Source organism: Clostridium sp. AM54-37XD, from assembly GCF_003478225.1.
GTDB classification, from domain to species: domain Bacteria; phylum Bacillota; class Clostridia; order Lachnospirales; family Lachnospiraceae; genus Coprococcus; species Coprococcus ammoniilyticus.
On sequence record NZ_QUEV01000009.1, the window covers coordinates 46,589 to 66,722 of the forward strand.

At 41.1% G+C, this 20,134-nt stretch carries 18 protein-coding genes and 3 pseudogenes; 17 read left to right on the forward strand and 4 right to left on the reverse strand.

Annotated features, from left to right (window positions below):
* Window positions 1-27: 27 nt before the first annotated feature.
* The 3 genes and pseudogenes from DXA07_RS09480 (at window position 28) to DXA07_RS09490 (ending at window position 1,738) form a co-directional block, all read left to right on the forward strand.
* Window positions 28-758 (forward strand): annotated as a pseudogene (locus tag DXA07_RS09480) (response regulator transcription factor).
* Entirely contained in the window at window positions 709-966 is a 258-nt protein-coding gene (locus DXA07_RS09485) for a hypothetical protein (protein WP_118484402.1), read from the forward strand. Before DXA07_RS09480 ends, DXA07_RS09485 begins: the two are co-directional and overlap by 50 nt.
* Window positions 935-1,738, forward strand: coding sequence for a sensor histidine kinase (locus DXA07_RS09490; protein WP_118484404.1), 804 nt, complete (start codon window positions 935-937; stop codon window positions 1,736-1,738). The genes DXA07_RS09485 and DXA07_RS09490 overlap by 32 nt, the downstream gene beginning before the upstream one ends.
* A gap of 63 nt (window positions 1,739-1,801) precedes the next feature.
* On the opposite strand, the gene DXA07_RS09495 is transcribed toward DXA07_RS09490, so the two are convergent.
* The 3 genes from DXA07_RS09495 to DXA07_RS09505 are packed head-to-tail and all read right to left on the reverse strand — an operon-like array spanning window position 1,802 to window position 3,076.
* Window positions 1,802-2,275, reverse strand: coding sequence for a hypothetical protein (locus DXA07_RS09495; protein WP_118484405.1), 474 nt, complete (start codon window positions 2,273-2,275; stop codon window positions 1,802-1,804).
* Window positions 2,276-2,277: 2 nt separating this feature from the next.
* Entirely contained in the window at window positions 2,278-2,733 is a 456-nt protein-coding gene (locus tag DXA07_RS09500; RefSeq protein WP_118484407.1) for a DUF6120 family protein, read from the reverse strand.
* Window positions 2,705-3,076, reverse strand: coding sequence for a PadR family transcriptional regulator (locus tag DXA07_RS09505; RefSeq protein ID WP_117785606.1), 372 nt, complete (start codon window positions 3,074-3,076; stop codon window positions 2,705-2,707). Before DXA07_RS09505 ends, DXA07_RS09500 begins: the two co-directional genes overlap by 29 nt.
* Before the next feature lie 290 nt (window positions 3,077-3,366).
* On the opposite strand from DXA07_RS09505, the gene DXA07_RS09510 reads away from it, so the two are divergent.
* The 6 genes from DXA07_RS09510 to DXA07_RS09535 all read left to right on the forward strand — a co-directional run bounded on the left by DXA07_RS09510 (window position 3,367) and on the right by DXA07_RS09535 (window position 8,030).
* Window positions 3,367-3,849: a hypothetical protein gene (locus DXA07_RS09510; protein WP_117785607.1), complete on the forward strand. Its 483-nt coding sequence runs from the start codon at window positions 3,367-3,369 to the stop codon at window positions 3,847-3,849.
* A gap of 357 nt (window positions 3,850-4,206) precedes the next feature.
* Window positions 4,207-4,782 (forward strand): hypothetical protein, encoded by a 576-nt coding sequence (locus tag DXA07_RS09515; RefSeq protein ID WP_117785608.1) that lies wholly within the window; start codon window positions 4,207-4,209, stop codon window positions 4,780-4,782.
* Window positions 4,779-5,660, forward strand: a complete 882-nt coding sequence (locus tag DXA07_RS09520) for a hypothetical protein (protein ID WP_118484409.1) — start codon at window positions 4,779-4,781, stop codon at window positions 5,658-5,660. Before DXA07_RS09515 ends, DXA07_RS09520 begins: the two co-directional genes overlap by 4 nt.
* Complete coding sequence (locus DXA07_RS09525; protein ID WP_117785610.1) at window positions 5,657-6,304, forward strand: ATP-binding cassette domain-containing protein; 648 nt, start codon at window positions 5,657-5,659, stop codon at window positions 6,302-6,304. Before DXA07_RS09520 ends, DXA07_RS09525 begins: the two co-directional genes overlap by 4 nt.
* On the forward strand, window positions 6,294-7,133 hold the full coding sequence (locus DXA07_RS09530) for a hypothetical protein (RefSeq protein WP_117807131.1): 840 nt from the start codon (window positions 6,294-6,296) through the stop codon (window positions 7,131-7,133). The genes DXA07_RS09525 and DXA07_RS09530 overlap by 11 nt, the downstream gene beginning before the upstream one ends.
* A 138-nt stretch (window positions 7,134-7,271) precedes the next feature.
* Entirely contained in the window at window positions 7,272-8,030 is a 759-nt protein-coding gene (locus tag DXA07_RS09535; protein WP_117807132.1) for an immunoglobulin-like domain-containing protein, read from the forward strand.
* A gap of 21 nt (window positions 8,031-8,051) precedes the next feature.
* Here the strand turns inward: DXA07_RS09535 and DXA07_RS09540 are convergent, their stop codons facing one another.
* Window positions 8,052-8,933, reverse strand: coding sequence for an AraC family transcriptional regulator (locus tag DXA07_RS09540; protein ID WP_117807133.1), 882 nt, complete (start codon window positions 8,931-8,933; stop codon window positions 8,052-8,054).
* A 288-nt stretch (window positions 8,934-9,221) separates the two neighbouring features.
* Here DXA07_RS09540 and malQ point away from each other — a divergent pair.
* The 8 genes and pseudogenes from malQ to DXA07_RS09575 all read left to right on the forward strand — a co-directional run.
* Window positions 9,222-10,643 (forward strand): annotated as a pseudogene (gene malQ, locus DXA07_RS13525) (4-alpha-glucanotransferase); the annotation flags it as partial.
* A gap of 96 nt (window positions 10,644-10,739) precedes the next feature.
* A pseudogene (locus tag DXA07_RS13530) lies at window positions 10,740-12,988 on the forward strand (glycogen/starch/alpha-glucan phosphorylase).
* Between the two features lie 51 nt (window positions 12,989-13,039).
* Window positions 13,040-14,557, forward strand: a complete 1,518-nt coding sequence (locus DXA07_RS09555; protein ID WP_117807135.1) for a response regulator — start codon at window positions 13,040-13,042, stop codon at window positions 14,555-14,557.
* Entirely contained in the window at window positions 14,550-16,292 is a 1,743-nt protein-coding gene (locus tag DXA07_RS09560; RefSeq protein WP_117807136.1) for a sensor histidine kinase, read from the forward strand. Before DXA07_RS09555 ends, DXA07_RS09560 begins: the two co-directional genes overlap by 8 nt.
* 136 nt (window positions 16,293-16,428) lie before the next feature.
* Window positions 16,429-17,736, forward strand: coding sequence for an extracellular solute-binding protein (locus DXA07_RS09565; protein ID WP_117807137.1), 1,308 nt, complete (start codon window positions 16,429-16,431; stop codon window positions 17,734-17,736).
* A 111-nt stretch (window positions 17,737-17,847) separates the two neighbouring features.
* A complete protein-coding gene (locus DXA07_RS14130; protein WP_348980811.1) occupies window positions 17,848-18,225 on the forward strand; it encodes a hypothetical protein in 378 nt (125 codons plus the stop codon).
* 104 nt (window positions 18,226-18,329) lie between these two features.
* Window positions 18,330-19,232 carry a sugar ABC transporter permease gene (locus DXA07_RS09570; protein WP_347475316.1) on the forward strand — a complete coding sequence of 301 codons (903 nt, stop codon included), beginning with the start codon at window positions 18,330-18,332 and terminating at the stop codon, window positions 19,230-19,232.
* Window positions 19,232-20,107, forward strand: a complete 876-nt coding sequence (locus tag DXA07_RS09575) for a sugar ABC transporter permease (RefSeq protein WP_008399798.1) — start codon at window positions 19,232-19,234, stop codon at window positions 20,105-20,107. Before DXA07_RS09570 ends, DXA07_RS09575 begins: the two co-directional genes overlap by 1 nt.
* Window positions 20,108-20,134 lie beyond the last annotated feature (27 nt).

Consider the following 20,134-nt stretch of genomic DNA (forward strand, 5'->3'; position numbering starts at 1 on the left):
ACCTTGACTGATAGATGAGGAGTAGATATGAAGCATATAGCAGTGGTAGAAGATGAAGATATGATGCGGGAAGAACTGGAAGATATATTGCAGAAGGCGGGCTATCAGACCAGCGGTATCACGGATTTTGAGAATGCGGCAGCAGCTATTCTTGCAGCATCCCCGGATCTGGTGCTGCTCGATCTGAATCTGCCGGGCATGGGTGGATTCCAGATCTGCCGGGAACTGAAGCAGAAAAGCTCCATACCGGTTCTGGTTCTGACGTCGAGGGATCAACTTCAGGATGAACTGCATGCCCTGGATCTGGGCGCAGATGAATTCCTGACGAAGCCGTGCAGAAAAGAACGTCTGCTCGCCAGAGTATCCAATGTGTTGAAACGGTACGAGGGAAGAAATAACCTTTTGGAAGGAAACGGATTTCTCCTTGACCGTCAGACCTATACTTTATACATTCATAACCGATCTGTTATCCTGCCGCAGAATCAGGGAAAAATCCTTGGGATATTCTTAGAGCACGGATCGGATATCGTGACGAAAGAGGAACTCTGTATCGCCTTATGGGGGACGGCAGAATCATCGATGAAAATGCTTTACAGGTGAATCTTACGAGACTGAAAAAGACAATGGCAAATCTTGATATGCCACAGCAGATCCTTCCTGTGCGTGGCGTCGGATATCGTTTGTCGGGCAGACGTTGGAGAGGTAAAAATGGAACATATATCCATAAAGGAGATCGGACAGATCATAAAACAGAATAGATTCTGGCTGGGGATCATCGGACTGCTTGATCTGCTCAGTATCCTGCTGTTATGGCTGATCGATGCACAGGCATTTTATGTGATCGCAATATCGGTAATTCTGTTCAGCCTGCTGGTATTTGTAACGGCTGTTCTTTATCTGGCAAAGAAAGAGAGAAAACGGAAGAAAGCATTTGATGAATTCCTTGCAATGCCGGATCTATCATGAGGAACAACTGCTTCATGATGCGGAGAATCTGCAGGCAGAGATCAGAAGCTTCAGTCAGATATTACATGAGCAGATGGATCAATGCGCGCAGACGAAGCTGCAGCTAAATGATTATGAGGAATATGTGGAAGCATGGGCGCATGAGGTAAAGACGCCGCTTGCCCTGTTGACATTTATGCTGGATAATCACAGAGACGAGCTGTCAGAAGATGTGGTATGCAAGCTTGACCGGATCAACTGTCAGATGCAGAGATATATCGACCAGATGTTATACTATGCCCGTTTAAAGGGGGCGAGAAAAGATTACAGATTCGAGTCGGTCCATACGGAAAACTGTGTAAAAGAAGTGCTGGAGGATTTCACGCCACTGTTAGAAGAACAGAAGATACAGGTTTGGCTTGATATAAAAGAGAACACAGTATTTACCGATAAACGTGGCTTTGCTTTTATGCTTGGACAGTTTATCAGTAATTCAATCAAATACAGCAAAGGAAAGGATAAACAGCTCCGGATCTCCTGTATCAGAGAACATGAGAAGATTATTTTATCTGTCCGGGATAATGGCATGGGTATTAAAGCCTGCGATCTTCCGTATGTATTTGAGAAAGGCTTTACCGGAGATTCCGGTGACAGGCGGAAGAAAGCAACCGGGATGGGACTTTATCTTGCAAAAGAAATGGCACATGACCTAAATGTGGAAATGGATGTTTCCTCTGATGAAACTGCAGGCGGCTGTGAGATAAAAGTATATTTTCCGGTGGTAGAAGAATAAAAGTAAAGAAACCAAATGGGAATCCTGTAAGTTTGGATTCCCATTTGGTTTCTTTGCTTTTATTTAAGATAATGTTCCGGTTTTGGAACATGACAGAGTAACGGATTTTGTAATGGAGTTCGTTACAGTCCCATTATGGGATTTTTGCCCTGTTGCAGATGCGGTAGCACGGTTCCCTGATTTAGAACATTTTTTGTTGACTATGTTCCAACCTGCTGCATTTGTAGATGTGGTCATAGAAACAGAGGTACATGTTGATGTGCTTCCATCATAAGAAAAAGTACCAGTAACTTTTACATACCAGAGAACTTTTCCATCTGCATCTTTGCAATAAATAGTTTTCGATCCTGTTTTACTTTTTGTAGTAGAAGCTAGAGTGATTATATTGTGCGAGTTATCTTCTATCACGGTTTCAAAATAAACTAAATCGGTAGTTTTTTGATATTCATAATCAGATGCTTCACAATGTATAGGAAAAAATATAAAAAGTGAAAAAATGATAAGACATAATGAGAGTGTTTTTTTAATATTTTTCATTATTAATTATACCCCCGATCATATTCTGTTACTTCTTGTATGATTGTATTGCCTTCTTCATCAGTTTGTTCTTCTTCAATAACAACTGTATCATATACAATTTGTTGTTTGACAGCATCTTTATATACTAAATAAGTCGTGTATAAATGATATGTAGTTATTATTACGATTGCAACGATAATAAATGAAAGAGCAACTTTAATAACATGTGAAATATGTAATTCTTTTCGAATTGTATCAATGTCTTTTTCAGAAATATAATTGTTTACAAGTTCATGTGGGTCACCAAATTCAGTTACTAACGCCTCATAGGATATAGAAGGTCTGGTCTGAGCCATTTCTTCTATATCCTGGCGTAAGTTGGTGATAAATCTACGCTCTGCTTTGTGCATGGTAGGCAACAGATGGCGCACTTTGCGCATATACCTGTTAATTTCCCCTTTTTTCTTCGTGTTCATCTGTTTGTTCATCTCCATTAAATCTTAAAATGTCCTGAATTGCCTGATTGGTCTGGTAGTAATCATGTAACAAAAGATCTAATCGTGTTTTCCCGCTATCCTCTAAGTGATAGTATATACGAATCATTCTTTTTCCCACTTGTTCCTTATGATCAGAGATATATCCGGCATCAATTAATTTGTATAATGCCGGGTATAATGAACCAATCGGAATATCAATGACGCCATTCGTTTCCTGTCTTATGATCTGTGTCAGCTCATATCCATAGTAATCCCGTAAGCTTAACAGATGTAAGACCATTAGTTCGACGGATCCACGTCGAAAGTTGCTTTTTCGATCCATTAGAACACCTCAATTTCAAGGTTTTAATATAACATATATCATTTATTTTGTAAATATACAGAAAAACTAAAATACTATTGACATATACACTTTGTGTTATTAATATATAGATAAAGCAAAACTGTATAGGGTATGAGGGGGAGATGACGATTAACCTTCTCGCTTCTTAATGTTACATGAATTATAAGTTGAAGTTTATGCTTGTATGTGGCTTTGACTGGTATCGTGGCAGCGTGGAAAACATGTAAAAAGTTTTTCATAGTTTATACAATCAGGAGGAGAATAAAATAATGATCAAAAAAAGAATTGGTAACAAAATAATTCTTGCTACAATTGCTGGTATGCTTGTTTTAACTGGTATGGGAATATCGGAGTCAGTATCAAGTGCAGCTAATACATCGGATACAAAATGGGAGGCCGTGCTAGATGAAAATTCTACGCAGGTAAAATATACCAATAAAAGGAGAAAGGATACTAATTCAAAAATTTATATCTACTGGAGTCTAACGTATGGGTCTGGTCTTAGTGCAATTTCAGTAGGGGTTTATGGATGCACTGGCGATAGTGCAAAGAAATATCCTGCGGGTAGATTGGATGGAGACAGGAAACGTTTTTATGGTATAAATGGAATGGGAAAGTATGCAATGACTAACTATGTAAATGAATTAAAGTATTCTTATGCCAAGCTAGGTTTTAAGTCACTTTCGGGGTCAGGTGTAGCAAAAGGTGTATGGAGTCCAGATTGTGCTGGATCATATACAGTATTGAAATAGAAGAAAAATATTCTAAAATATATTTTCAACGAGAATTAAAAGGTGAAAAAGTTATGGACAGTTTGTAAAAGGATGTTAACTAGATTCCTATTTCAACTGGAAAAATTGTTGCTCATGAAGCTAATAATTTAATTATTCAGTTAAATCTATCTACCTATTGTCATGAATTTATGGAGAATATATAACGACTGAGCAGCATTTAATGTGAACAAGAATACAAAGCATATCTTTACCAGGATTGACTCATAGCATTATGAAAGAGATGGTTTTCTGCGGGGGACAGGAGACCATCTTTATTCATTTATTTATGCAGGTAATAAATCAGATATCTGCCAGGATGAAAGGAAAAAGGACGAAGTGAATAAAAAGAAGAAAATAGCAGGTATTGTATTGGCAATTGCTGTGTTTTTAATAATTGGAGCCCGGATCTGTTATGTAACTGCACATGCCAGACTGCCGGAACAGAATGTGATCGCACAGGGAGAAAATCTGACATACAGAGGATTAACTTATCAGATCAAAGACGCTGTTTTATGGAATTATGAGGATTATTTCAAAGAACATCCAGAATATCAGAGTTATCAGGAATCGCAGCTTACAGGAGAAAATACGAAGTTATTGATGGTCGCATATACAGTGGAGAAGATTCAGGACCAGAATGTGCTGGAAACGATGCCTTCAATTCAGTATTTCCATGTATTTAATCAATTTGATCCATTCTTTTTCAGTGATCTGAATCCGTCATTATCGGATGGAACATTTGTATCGGGGGATACCCTTTATATTCCTTATGAAATATATAAGGCGAACCTGACAAAGGAACAATGGGAACAGGTGGAGAATAATCAGGTGATATATGAGATGGTTCTCGGAACATATCCGGTGAAAAACAGATTACAGATCACAGATATTGAAATGGAGGGAGAACAGTGAGACAGGTTGTAAGCTTGGAATTAAAGAAAGCGTTCCGGACAAAGGGGTTTTATATTGCACTGATGGTTGGATTGTTGATCAGTCTGTACCATACAGTGTGGATTTACAGATATGCTTATGCTCCGAATAATGTTGAATACGAAAAGGTTACGGAATTGGGGGAAATGGATAAGGAATATGGATACTGGTATGAGATCGGTGTTCTGGATGGATGGTTAGGAACGGAGCTGCTGTCGCCCTGCAATCAGCTATTCTATCTGTTGCTGCCATTTCTGGCAGTACTTCCATATGGAAGCCAGTTGTTTTCTGAATGGAACAATGGGTATGCCGGGCAGATGATCATACGATGTGGACGACGCAGGTATCTGACAGCCAGAGGAATTGCAGCATTTGTAAGTGGAGGATGTGTGATAGCAATACCATTGCTTGTTAATTTTCTGTCGATTGCCTGTTTTATGCCGATTATTGGAACAGACCCAATGGCATTACAGTCGGTTGTGCCGGGACGGGCACTTCTGGGTGACATTGTGTATGAAGCACCGGCGTTGTATGCAGCATGGTATATTTTTATAGATTTTATCTATGGCGGTTTATTTGCACTGATGGCGCTGGCAATCACACAATTCTGTTACAACCGGTTTGTATTGATGATCCTGCCACTGATGTTTAACTGCTGTATGTATTATGGAATCCACAATCTGATCCCGGATATAAATGCATATAATATCAGTCTGATCCCAAATCCTGCACAACAAGGCATGAAGCTTACCTGGCATTCTCTGTTCTTATCAATGTCAGGAATGTTTCTGATCCTTATAGTGCTGTTTGCTGCAAGTAACTATAAAAAAGATGTATTAAGAACTGGAGCAATGGAATGAAAATAGAAATTACTAATTTGAAAAAAGTGATAAAGGGAACTATCGTACTGGATGATATTAATTATACATTTTCTGGTGGCAGGATCTACGGCTTATGCGGGAAGAATGGATGTGGCAAGACTATGCTGATGCGTTTAATAGCAGGCCTGATCTATCCAAGTTCCGGAACTATACGGATCAAGGATAAAGTGCTTGGTAAAGATATTTCATTTCCGGAAAGTGTTGGTATGTTGATTGAGAATCCATCATTTCTAAATGATTATACAGGGAAACAGAATCTGGAGATGTTGGCTGGTCTTCAGAAAAATGTCGATAAGGCAGAAGTACGCCGGGTGCTGGAACAGGTGGGACTGGATCCGGATGATAAGAGAAAATTTTACAAGTATTCACTTGGTATGCGGCAGCGTCTTGGAATCGCAGCAGCGATCATGGGAAGTCCGGAACTGATCTTGTTAGATGAACCGATCAATGCGATCGATACAGATGGAGTGCAGGAGATCCGTGCAATTATTCGTGGGCTTTCGGCTGAAAACCGTATCATTATCGTTGCCAGTCATGATAAATCTGAAATGGATTATCTAGCAGATGAGAAAATTTATATGTCAGAGGGAAGGCTTATAAAGGAGACGGAGAATGATCGTTAAGTTTTTTCAACATGATATCCGGCAGGGGCTGGTAAAATATATTGGACGATATATTCTGGCTGTGCTGATTGGTGCGATCGCCTGTGGGATGGTCGATCAAGCTGGCGAGTACTTCCAGCAGTGGTATGGACAGAACCTGTCAATATGGGAATATGGTTTGAATCTGTTTCAGGGACAGAGTCCTTTTGTATTTACAAAAGGAAGCAATAATTCATTTGAGGTTCCAATGACGTGGTTTATGCTGTATCTGTGTCTGATGTTCTGTGTTGGAGATTATATCCGGCAGGATATGCATGGATTTGGTATGTATATGATGGTTAAGAGCAGGAAACGTTCAATCTGGTGGTGCTCGAAATGTGTCTGGTGTATTTGTGTGAATCTTCTGTATTTTGCATGTGCATGGCTTGGAACACTTGCGTATGCGTGGGCACGGTATGGAGAGATATCATTCAGGGATCATATAACATTGGCTAACATGATATACGGAACAGATTTTATAGGAGTCGGGGCATCAGATCTGCTTGTGAATCTGCTTGTTTTACCATTAATGGTTGGAATCATACAGTCTCTTCTTCAGATGATACTTACAGTACAGTACAGCAGTTCAGCAGGTATGGTTGTTGTATTTATGATGTTGGTCGTAAGCAGTTATTATGGCAGTCGTTATCTTCCGCATGGATATGCTATGATCACCCGTTTTTTCAGTAGTGATGGAGCAGATGCACTGTCTGTCAGGTTTGGATTATTGTATCTGACCATTTGGATCATTGCTTTGTGGGTGATCGGCTATATCATTGTCCGGAAAAAAGATGTATTTGGCAGGGAATAGGGAGCAATTTTGTATAAACGAAGTTGAATTTGTCCGTTTTCTGCAATATTTTGCCATTTTATGCAAAGGAGGGTTGTTGGCGGAGTCGGCATACAGTATAGTATATAAAAAAGAACCCAATATGAAGGAGGAAATCAAATGAAAAATGTATTAAAAACTTTAACTGGTATCTTGTTAGTTTTTGCCATGGTGGTAACAACAGGTATCAATAGCAATGCAGCAGGTATCAAAACGAATGATGGAGTACAGGCTGCGGAACAGACAACAGAGGCAGTATTGTGCGGAAATAATGTGCATGGAGGTGTTACAACACATGCATGGAAATTATGGATGGGTACAAACACAAAGGTAAGTTTTGATAACCTGCATGCTGTATATGGTGTATCAAATAAGCTTCGGAAGGCAGACTGGAAAGTATCCGATAAGAAAATTGCCAAGGTTGTAAAAACGAAGAATGGTATGCAGATTAAAACAGGCAAGAAGGCAGGTTCTGTAGTTTTACAGGCAAAGTACAGAACATCATCAGAAACGGTTGTTTATAAGCTGAAGATCAAGGTTGTGAAATCAACCTCTGCATACAAGGGAAAAGCTGTGAAAACAGAACTTGTTGAATTTGATCCGGAGTATATGGTAGTTACTTATGTATTGTACAATGGAACAAATAAAGAACGTACATTCAGCAATATGAGAGAACTCAGAAAATATGAAAATGGCAAATGGAAGAAGGTAGACGAAAAGAATATAACGATATCAGAGGGATATGTTCTTCCGGCACATAGCTGCAAGTATTGGACATTCAATCTGGCAGGCCGGTATGATCTTTCAAAGTTAGAGAAAGGTCAGTACCGTCTGTATGTTGGATATAGCAACAAGTATGTATCATTTAAGATAAAATAAACAATGCAGGGAAACGGTTTACTACCGCTTCCGGTATGCTCCCGGAGTGATGCCATATTTCTTCTTGAAGCTCCGGTTGAAGTAGGACAGGTTAAAGAAACCGCAGCTTTCTGCGATGGACAGGATGCTGTCATCGGTTGTGACAAGAAGTCTGGCTGCGATATTTAACCGGAAGTCACACAGATAGGTGGTAAAGGATACACCCATCGTATTCTTAAAAAAACGCATAAAATGGGATTCAGAGAATCCACAGTAAGAAGCAATGTCCGCAATGGATATTGCTTCTTTGTAGTTTCGGTCGATATAAGACAAGATCGCTTTGGTACGATCCAGATTCTTTGCATGATTCTTCCGGTCTGAGGTCTCTGCCTTTTGCTCTGCATGGGCATACAGGGTATAGAAGAATTCAAAATAACAGCTTTTTAGAGCAAGCCGGTATCCTTTTGGAGTAGATGAGCAGAGCACATCCACCCGGTTCAGGCAGGAGGACAGGGCTTCATATAAAGGATCGTCGCGATCATAGATGCTTTTGATATTTAGTTCATCAGAGAGCAGAGGCAGAAAAAACTCACTGTCCAGAGTATCGTGGTTTCTGGATTGGAACAGGTCAACTGAAAAGATGATATTCTCATATTCCATTGAATAGGAGGCATACTGGGAGATGCCGTGGATCCTGCCCGGCAGGATCAGAATGATATCCCCTTCCTCTACATAGTGCGTCGTGAAATCCAGCGTTACATTTCCTTTCCCCTTTTTGATATATATGATCTCCATATAGGGATGCCAGTGAAGTGGGACAGCATTGAAGTCCAGTGGTATGGAGCACAGATAGGTATTGTAAGGAAACAGTGGATCCACATGCGCTTTGGTCTCCATGTAATTTTCATATTCTAAGCTGTTCATATATAACCTCTCTTTCCTGCCTTTTCTGCTATTTTATTCCTGACAAACAGGTGGAGATGTATGACCGTATCCACTCCATGTAACATTAAATGAATCTTGATAAAATCAAACATGATAGAATAGTATCATAAAATGCTCTTATTATGCAAGAAAGAACAGAAAAAAGATACTAGAATACAAACCAGAACAGACATTCCGTATATAAGACCTTTACCTTACCTTTACCTTTATTAAATGCAGGCAACTGGATAGCTGTTCAATAGAAAATTTAATAAAGAGGTATCAGATATGAAGAAAGCGTTAGAGCGTGGTGCAGGAATCCTCCTGCCGGTCAGCAGTCTCCCATCCCCATATGGAATCGGATCTCTGGGGAAAGAGGCATATGAATTTGTTGACAGGTTGAAGGAGGCAGGCCAGCGTTACTGGCAGGTGCTTCCAATCGGACCAACCAGCTTTGGTGACAGTCCGTATCAGTCATTTTCAGCATTTGCAGGCAATCCTTATTTTATCGATTTCGACATTCTGATTCATGAAGGTTTACTGACACAGGAGGAGGTAGATGCATATAGCTGGTACGATCAGCCGGATGACATTGATTACGCTCGCCTGTACAGACAAAGGTTTGAGGTATTGAGAAAAGCATATGGCAGATCGAAGCATGAGACATCAAGGCAGTATGCAGAATTTCTTACGGAAAATGAAAGCTGGCTTCCGGATTACGCCCTTTATATGGCGGTCAAGGCAGACCATGGGAATAAAGAATGGTTAAGCTGGGAAGAACCGGTTTTAAAGAGAGAAGAAACAGCACTTCGTAAGTGCGGGGAACAGTTACACGACGAGATCGGATTCTATATGTTCCTTCAGTTCAAATTCGATGAGCAGTGGAAGACACTCAAATCTTACGCCAACCGTCATGGTATTAGTCTGATCGGCGACATTCCAATCTATGTAGCACTGGACAGTGCAGATGTATGGGCAAATACAGAACAATTTCAGTTAGATCATGATCTACAGCCTGTGTGTGTAGCCGGTTGTCCACCGGATGCATTCTCCGATTACGGTCAGAAATGGGGCAATCCTTTGTATGACTGGGATCGAATGGAGCAGGATGGGTTCTCTTGGTGGAAGAACCGGATCCGTAAATCAGCCAGTCTCTATGATGTGATCCGTATCGATCATTTCATAGGGGTTGTACGGTACTATAATATTCCGGCAGACGGAGAGCCGAAGAATGGCTTCTATCTGGAAGGACCCGGAAAGAAGCTTGTAGATGCGATCGACAGTGCCAGAGGAAATGCAAAGGTGATCGCAGAAGATCTGGGAGTCGTTGTGCCGGAGGTACAGAAGCTGGTGAAGGAATCCGGATATCCGGGAATGAAGATCTTACAGTTTGGATTTGACGGAAATGCGGAGAATGAACATGCAGCGCATAATCACGAAAAGAATTACGTTGTCTATATCGGAACACACGATAATGACACATTAAAAGGATATATCGAGAATGCATCAAAGGACAATCTTACATTTATGATGAAATATCTGGGAGCGGCAAATGAGCAGGAGATCCCGGAGAAGATGATGCAGGTATTATATATGAGCCCTGCCGATACAGTTATCGTTCAGATGCAGGATCTGCTTGGAAAGGATAACGAAGCACGGATGAATCTTCCATCTACGATCGGTACAAACTGGCGCTGGCGGATGAAGAAGGGCGAATTTACAGACGAGATCAGAGACAGATTAAGGGAATTAACAAGAGTATATGGAAGAAATGCTGTGAAACAGTATTTTTGTAAGGAGGATATAATGTTAACAGAGATTTGTAAGAAGAAATATAATAAAACGATCAAGGAATGCAGCAATGAGGAGATCTATTTTGCGCTGCTTGATATGACAAAGGAATTAGCAGAAGACAAGGTTACAGAAGATGGTAAGAAAAAGGTTTACTATATATCAGCAGAGTTCCTGATCGGTAAGCTGTTATCCAATAACCTGATCAATCTTGGATCTTTGATGAAGTAAAACAGGTGCTGGCAGAAAACGGCAAGAGCATCTATGATATCGAAGAAGTAGAGCCGGAACCATCCCTTGGAAATGGCGGACTTGGACGACTGGCAGCCTGCTTCCTTGATTCGATGGCAACACTCGGACTTCCGGGAGATGGTATCGGGTTAAATTACCATATGGGTCTGTTCAAGCAGGTATTTGAGAATAACTACCAGAAGGAGACTGCAAATCCATGGATCGAGGCAGACAGTTGGCTGACAAAGACCGATGTAAGCAACACGATCCGGTTTGGAAACTGTACCGTACAGTCCAGAATGTATGACATCGATGTGACAGGTTATGAGAACCGCACAAATAAGCTGCATTTATTTGATATTGAGAGCGTGGATGAGAGCATCATGGAGCCGGATGGCATTAGCTTTGATAAGACAGATATCAAGAAGAACCTGACACTCTGTCTCTATCCGGATGACAGTGACGAAGCCGGCAACTTACTTCGTATCTATCAGCAGTATTTCATGGTTGCAAATGGTGCAAAGCTGATCCTTGCAGAGGCAAAGGAGAAAGGTTCAAATCTTCATGATCTTGCAGATTATGCAGCCATTCAGATCAATGATACACATCCGTCTATGGTGATCCCTGAGTTGATCCGTCTGTTGATGGAAGAGGGTATCTCCTTTGATGAAGCAACAGAGATCGTAACCGATGTATGTGCTTACACCAATCATACGATCCTTGCAGAAGCATTGGAGAAATGGCCGGTTGCTTATCTGGAGAAGGTCGTTCCACAGCTTATGCCTGTGATCCGCATGCTGGATAAAAAGGTCAGAAACCGTTATAAGGATGAGCGTGTTTATATCATAGATGGTGATTCCCGTGTGCATATGGCACATATCGATATGCATTACAGCCACAGTGTAAATGGTGTTGCTTATCTTCATACCGAGATTCTGAAGAATTCAGAGCTGCATCCATTTTATGAGATCTATCCTGAGAAATTCAACAATAAGACAAATGGTATCACATTCAGAAGATGGTTGTTACACTGCAATGAAAAGCTGGCAGCCTACATCACAGAGCTGATCGGACCGGATTACAAGAAGGATGCCGATAAGTTACAGGAGCTGGCTTCTTACTATAAGGATAAGAACGTATTAGAAGAGATCCTTGCGATCAAGCAGAGCAATAAGGCAGTCTTAAAGGACTACCTGAAAGAGACACAGGGAATCGAGATCAACGAGAATTCGATCTTTGATATCCAGGTCAAGAGACTGCATGAATACAAGCGTCAGCAGATGAACGCCCTCTGGGTGATCTACAAATATTTTGAGATCAAGAAGGGACATCTGCCTGAGACTCCGATCACAGTTATATTTGGAGCAAAGGCTGCACCTGCTTATACGATCGCAAAGGACATCATTCATCTGATCCTCTGTCTGCGGGAGCTGATCGACAATGATCCTGAGGTAAGTCCGTACTTGAAAGTTGTCATGATCGAGAATTATAATGTATCAAAAGCAGCAAAGATCATTCCGGCATGCGATATCTCAGAGCAGATCTCACTGGCATCCAAGGAAGCATCCGGAACAGGAAATATGAAGTTCATGCTAAACGGTGCGGTTACTCTTGGAACCCGTGACGGTGCAAATGTAGAGATCGGAGAACTGGTGGGCGAGGATAATATTTATTTCTTTGGTGAATCCAGTGAAGAAGTGATCGAGCACTATGCAAAGGCAGACTATGTGGCAAGAGAGTATTATGAGAAGCCGGAGATCAAGAAGCTGGTAGACTTTATCGTAAGTGATGAGCTGCTTGCGATCGGTCAGAAGGAAGCTCTTACCAGACTTCATAACGAGCTGATCGTAAAAGACTGGTTTATGACACTTCTTGATGTCTGTGATTACATTCAGACAAAGGAACAGGTGCTTGCTGATTATGAAAATCGTATGGGCTGGGCCGAGAAGACTCTGGTAAATATCAGCAAGGCAGGCTTCTTCTCCTCTGATCGTACGATCGCAGAATATAATAAAGATATCTGGAAGCTGTAAAATGTGTTAAAATAAGATATATATTTCCACCATAGAAAGGCGTTGATAGATATGTACAAGATATTGATCGTAGATGATGAGAAGATAGAAAGAAACGGTATCCGGTTTCTTTTAAAAAAACTGAATCTGGAATTTGAGATTGCAGAGGCGGTAAATGGTGTGGATGCACTGGAGAAGCTGGAAAAAGAAGATTTTGATATCCTGCTTACAGATGTAAAGATGCCTTTCATGGATGGAATCGAACTGATCGACCATGTTGTGAAGGAAAAGAAAAAGCTGCGCACAGTCATATTCAGCGGATGCAATGAATTCGACTATGCAAAGAAAGCAATCCGGCTGGGTGTTGTTGATTATATTCTAAAGCCGGTCGATCCAAATGAATTCAAGAATACCCTGAATAAGGTTGTAAATGAATTGGAAGAGGCAAAGGCTTCGGACGAGTTTAAGAATAAGAGCATGGAATTCTTATATGAGCATGCGCTCTATATGCTGTTGAACGGAACGGATGTTACGAAGCTCAGACAGGAATACAGCGGATTATCGCTTGATCTGGGTAAATTCAAGAATATGCTTTTGATGGAATTCAATCATGATTTCTTCGGCAGACGTGGAGTGGATTTCAAAGAAAATGAGAACTTAAAGTCAATTGGAATCCTGCAATATCTGAACCTGAACCAGCAGCAGGAGATCTTATTCTTAGGGGATGAGATGAATATTCTCCGTAAGACAAATGAGATCGTAAAGATCATCAAAGCCGATTATGATGCTGACTGTTACATAGCGATATCCTCTGATATCGGTGATCTGTCCGAAGTGGCAGATAAGATGGAAGAACTCGAAGTGCTGATGGAGAACAAATTCTACCATCCGGAGATTCATGTATTTTATCCGAACATGGAGGGCGAGACTCCGGGTATTATCCAGTTCGATGATGATACCTTTATGAAGCAGATGAAACAGGATATCAAGATGAAGGATGTGGAAGCACTCCGGGAGCATTTCCAGAGATTCTGTGAGAAGTACAGACATAAGACAGAGTACTCCCAAATCTATATCAAGTTCCTGTTCTCGAATCTGATGAAGGATATCTACGGAAGCATTGATGAGACTGACGAAGCAGAGCTAAATAAAGACATTGAGAAATTATATATGGCGACAGATTTTCAGGTGTTGACGGAGCTTGTCGAAGAAGCGATCCGGAGACTGGAAACCTGTTTTGCAGGAAAGACACAGATGGCGCATCGGGAAGTAGAACTGGTGAAGCAGTATATTTACCGGAACTATGGAAGCGAGCTTGGAATCGATATGCTGGCGGATATGGTACATCTCGCACCGAGCTATCTAAGTACGGTATTTAAGAAGGAAACCGGACAGAATCTAAGCAAATTCATCAAGGCATACCGGATGGAACAGGCAAAGGATATGTTAGAGAACAGCATGACGAAGATCGTAGATATCAGTGTGGCGTGCGGATATCCGAATGTGTCTTACTTCTGTTCCAGCTTCCGTGAGTTCTTTGGCGTGAGTCCGCAGAAATTCAGAGAGAGCGGAGGACAGGCGGATGCATAAAGAACGAATAGATAAAAGGATAAAAAGAGGGTTCCAGAATCTGCGATTATCCGGCAAGCTGTTGGTCATTTATATACTTGCCGGGTTTCTTCCGATCATGATCACGCTGACGATCACCTACCATGAGATGAAGAAGATCCTGTGGGATCGTGAGACAATGATCCTGGAATCGTATCTGACACAGACGACAGATGCGCTTGATAATGAGTTAGAGATTTATAACAATCTTTCTAATTATATATCCTATAATCAGTCGATCGCGAAGATCTTAAGCTCAGATCAGAGTACATATCAGAATTATGAGCAGGTGGCAAGTGTTATAGATCCCCTGCTTTCTTCTATTATGTATTTTCATGATGATGTAAAGCAGGTAACGATCTACACGGATGCCTGTCAGGTGAAGCACGGCAGTACGATCGCCCCCATTACCACGCTTGAAAATGAAGAGACGAACTATGGAATAGTTGACGATAACCAGATCCACTGGATCGTGAATGCGAAGGATAAGACTGCGTATTCGTTAAACCGCATGGCCATGCTGGAGCAGAAAAAGGCGAAGGGTCTGCTCTATGTAGGGGTGGATTATGACAGCGTATTCCAGCCGTTTAATAACGAAACGGTATTTGATAATTATGGCGTTGTGATAGAGGATGCAGAAGGTAACTGCATCTTTAAAAAGAGTGTATTTACAGAAGAAAAACAGCCGTATGAATTATCAGAGGAACAGTTCTTTGCAACAGTAGGGCAGAAGGATTCCGGTTATCAGTTTATTAAGCGGGAGTCGAAGGCATCCGGCTGGAAGATCTGGATCTATAAGCCGGATCGACTGATCATTTCTTCGATTCAGCCAATCTTAATAATTGCTGCAGCAGCAATCCTGGTCAGTCTGATCGCAGCAGTCGCATGTATCCGTATAATTTCCGAGTTCATAACGAAACGTATCAGTAAGCTTCAGAAGAAAATGCGTAATCTGGAAACCGGGAATCTTGGTATGGAGATTGAGAATGACAGTACGGATGAGATCGGTGATCTGATCAATGGTTATAACAGTATGACGAAGCGTCTGGATGCAACGATCAATGAAGTATACCGAAGCAAGATCAAAGAAAAGGAATATGAGATGCGGGCGTTGCAGGCGCAGATCAATCCGCATTTCCTGTATAATTCCCTGTCTATCATTAACTGGAAAGCATTAGAGGCAGACCAGGAGGATATCAGTCGTATCACGTTGTCGTTGTCCACCTTTTACCGGACAGCGTTAAATAAGGGAAAGAATATCCTGCTTGTCCGGGATGAGATCGCGAACATCAAAGCATATCTGGATATCCAGCTTACGATGCACGATGACAGTTTCGATGTTATCTATGATATCGATGATTCCATTTTAAAATATGAAACACTGAACCTGATCTTACAGCCGATCCTCGAGAATGCGATCCATCATGGCATAGATCTGAAACAGGATGGCAGAGGAGAGATCCGGATCAGTGGAAAAGAGGACGATAAAGATATCCGGTTTGCGGTATCCGATAATGGTGTCGGTATGACCCAAGAACAGGCGGAGCTGATACTGACTGCCGATTCGAAGGGCTATGGTGTGCGAAATGTCAATGAACGTATCAAACTGTATTATGGCGCGGAATATGCGGTTTGTATCGACAGTGAAGTTGGCAGGGGAACGACTGTCACGATCCATTTTCCAAAAGAACTGCATGCAGAAATCAAACATTCATAAAAAACCAACATGTTTCTGAAATTATTGATATATACGGTGAAACGGTTCCTTTTTATAATAATGTCATAAGGTAAAGGTACTGCAAAAGTATTAAAAAACAAACAAAAAACATGACTTATTTAAAGGAGGAACGGTTATGAAGTTTAGAAAGTATGCAGCAATTGCACTGGCAGGAGCTATGTGCATGTCATTACTCGCAGGATGTGGAGATAAGAAGGATGATACATCTAAGGATTCCACAACAGCATCAAATGCAGAGGTAACATCAGGAGAGAGTACTGATGCATCTGCAGAAGAAGAAAACATTAAAGCAACAATTACAGTATGGGGACCTGCTGAGGATCAGTCACCGGATTATGGTGAATGGCTTCAGGGAAGATGTGAAGCATTTAATAAGGAACATCCAAATTGGGATCTTTCATTTGAATATGGTACATGCAGCGAGGCAGATGCAGGAAAGACCGTAACACAGGATGTATCCGCATCAGCAGATGTATATATGTTCGCAAACGACCAGTTACAGACACTGATCGATGCAAATGCAATCTCGGAGTTAGGCGGAAGCACAGCAGACTATGTAAAGTCAACAAACTCACAGGCAGTTGTGAATTCTATCACAGTAGATGGCGGAATCTATGGTGTTCCGTTTACAACAAATACATGGTTTTTATACTATAACAAGAAAGTATATTCAGACAGCGATGTAAAGAGCCTTGATACAATGCTTGAAAAAGGAAAAGTTGCTTTTCCTCTTACAAACGGCTGGTATAATGCAGCATTCTATCTTGCAAACGGATGTACATTATTCGGTGATGGTACAGATAACGACGCAGGAATCAATTTTGGCGGAGACAATGGAAAGGCTGTTACAGATTACCTTGTAGATCTTGTAGCAAATAAGAATTTTGTAAATGATGAATCCGGTGTTGGTATTTCCGGTATGACAGATGGATCTATCGCAGCTATGTTCTCCGGTTCATGGGATTATAAGGCATTACATGATGCACTTGGTGACGATCTTGGAATCGCAGCTATGCCTACAGCCAAGATCGGCGGATCTGACAAGCAGTTACTTTCATTCGCCGGTTCAAAGGCAATCGGTGTAAATCCAAACTGTGAATATCCACAGGTAGCAGTAGCACTTGCCCTGTACCTTGGTAACGAGGAATCACAGCAGTCACATTATGAAGCAAGAAGTATTGTTCCTTGTAACACAAATCTTTTAGAGAGTGATACGGTAAAGAATGATGCATTAGTAACAGCTCAGAACGATACCTTCAACAATACATCTATGATCCAGCCGTTCGTACCTAAGATGGGTAACTTCTGGACACCAGCAGAGAATTTTGGTAAGGCACTCTTGAATGGTGAAGTTACACATGATAATGCTGCTGAGCAGACAGAAGCATTCAATACATCATTGAACACAGATGTAGCAGAGTAAAAATAAACAGAGCATAAGACGAAGTGTTCCATTTCCACAGGGTGGTGGAACACTTTATCTTATGAAAGAAACGCAAAAACGTAACATTTACTTTGAGACGGAGGTGTCAGGATGGCTGAAGCGACAGTAAGCAAAAAGAAAAAAATAAGACGAAGTGATTATCCATATACTGTTTTCAAGGCCATGAGAAATGGTGACTGGATCACCAGATTATCGTTCCTGATCATGGGATTCGGAAACATTGTCAGAAAACAGTTTGTAAAAGGTGTATCATTTCTGGTACTTGAAAGCATATTTATTTATTTCATGATAAAAAACGGTGCATCTCTTCTGACCGATTTCTTCCATCTGGGAGGAGCAGAACAGGAGAAGGTGTGGAATGATGCAAAAGGCATATTTGAATATACACAGGGTGACAATTCTCTTTTGATGTTATTATATGGAGTAGCACGGTATTTATCATATTTGCATTTGTATGCCTCTGGGTAGTCAGTGTCGAGAGCGCATATCGTGCACAGTGCCTGCATGATGCAGGGAAGAAAGTTCCGGGATTCACAGATGATATTAAGAGTTTATTTGATAAAAACCTTCATATGTTTCTGCTTCCACTTCCGGTACTCGGGATTGTTGTTTTTACGATCCTTCCGCTCGTATTCATGATCTGTATGGCATTTACAAATTACAGTAAGCTGGATTCTCATACAGTATTGTTTAACTGGGTAGGACTGAAAAACTTTGCCAAGATTTTGAATTTTAATGACGCAGTCGGAAGTACATTCTGGTCTGTTCTTGGGTGGACACTAGTATGGGCGGTTGCTGCGACATTTACCAACTATATCTTCGGTATGATCCTTGCAATGGTCATCAATCGAAAGGGAACAAGATGTAAGGGTGTGTGGAGGTCGATCTTCATGTTATCCGCAGCCGTTCCACAGTTTGTATCCCTGCTTTTGATGCGTACGATCTTCAGTCAGAATGGTATCGTAAATACCTTATTACTGAATCATCATATCATCGACAATGCAATTCCGTTCTGGAGCAACGCAACCATTGCCCGTATCATGGTTATCGTGATCAATATCTGGATCGGTATTCCGTTTACCATTATGCAGGTGACCGGTATCTTACAAAGTATACCGGAAGATATCTATGAGGCCGCAAAAGTAGATGGAGCCGGACCGGTGAAGATCTTCTTTAAGATCACACTTCCATATATGTTATTTGTAACAGCTCCGTATCTGATCACGACCTTTGCAGGTAATATTAATAACTTTAATGTAATCTATCTTCTGTCAAACGGAGCACCGATTCCGGTTGGAAAGACAGCAGGAAAGACCGATCTTCTGGTTACCTGGCTCTACAAGCTGACAGTTGATAATCAGTATTATAATCTGGGTGCGGTTATCGGTATCATGACATTTATCGTTCTTGCGATCGTATCTCTGATCACTTATCATAATACAACATCTTATAAAGACGAGGAGGGATTCCAGTAATGACTAAAACAGGTAAGAAAATAAATGGAAAACAGAAGCTTACACCATCGGATATCGTTGTTCATATTATACTGGTAATTCTTTCCGTGATCTGGGTGATCCCGATTCTGTGGATCGTTCTGATCAGCTTCCGTGGAGAAAAAGGACAGTATGTTTCTACATTGCTGCCAAAGGCGTATACTCTTGGCAATTACACAAAGTTATTTACAGATACTGGTATCCTGAATTTTCCGAAGATGTTCATGAATACTTTGATTATTGCGATCTTCTCCTGTATAATATCTACAGTATTTGTATTGGCGATGTCATACTGTATGTCGAGAATGCGTTTCCGACTGAGACGCCCATTTATGAATGTAGCATTGATCCTTGGTATGTTCCCGGGATTCATGGCTATGATCGCAGTTTATTATATCTTAAAGGCGATCGGACTGTCAGAAGGATCCTTGATCCGTGTTGCACTTATCCTGGTTTATTCCGGTGGTGCAGGCTTACAGTTCTATATTGCAAAAGGCTTCTTTGATACGATTCCGAAGTCGATCGAGGAAGCAGCTTATCTGGACGGAGCAACCAGATGGCAGTCGTTTACTAAGATCATTATTCCGTTAAGCCGTCCGATCATTGTATATACGGTTCTGAATTCCTTTCTTGCTCCTTGGATTGATTTCGTATTTGCAAAGGTTATCTGCCGTGCAAATAAGGATTACTATACCGTATCTATCGGACTTTGGAATATGTTAGAGAAAGAATATGTGTATCCGTGGTTCAATTCCTTTGCAGCCGGTGCGGTGCTGATCTCAATTCCGATCATCATTCTGTTCATGTTTATGCAGAAGTGTTATCGTGAGAGCTTCTCCGGTGGTGTAAAAGGTTAAGGGATCATATGATTATTTGCTTATAGT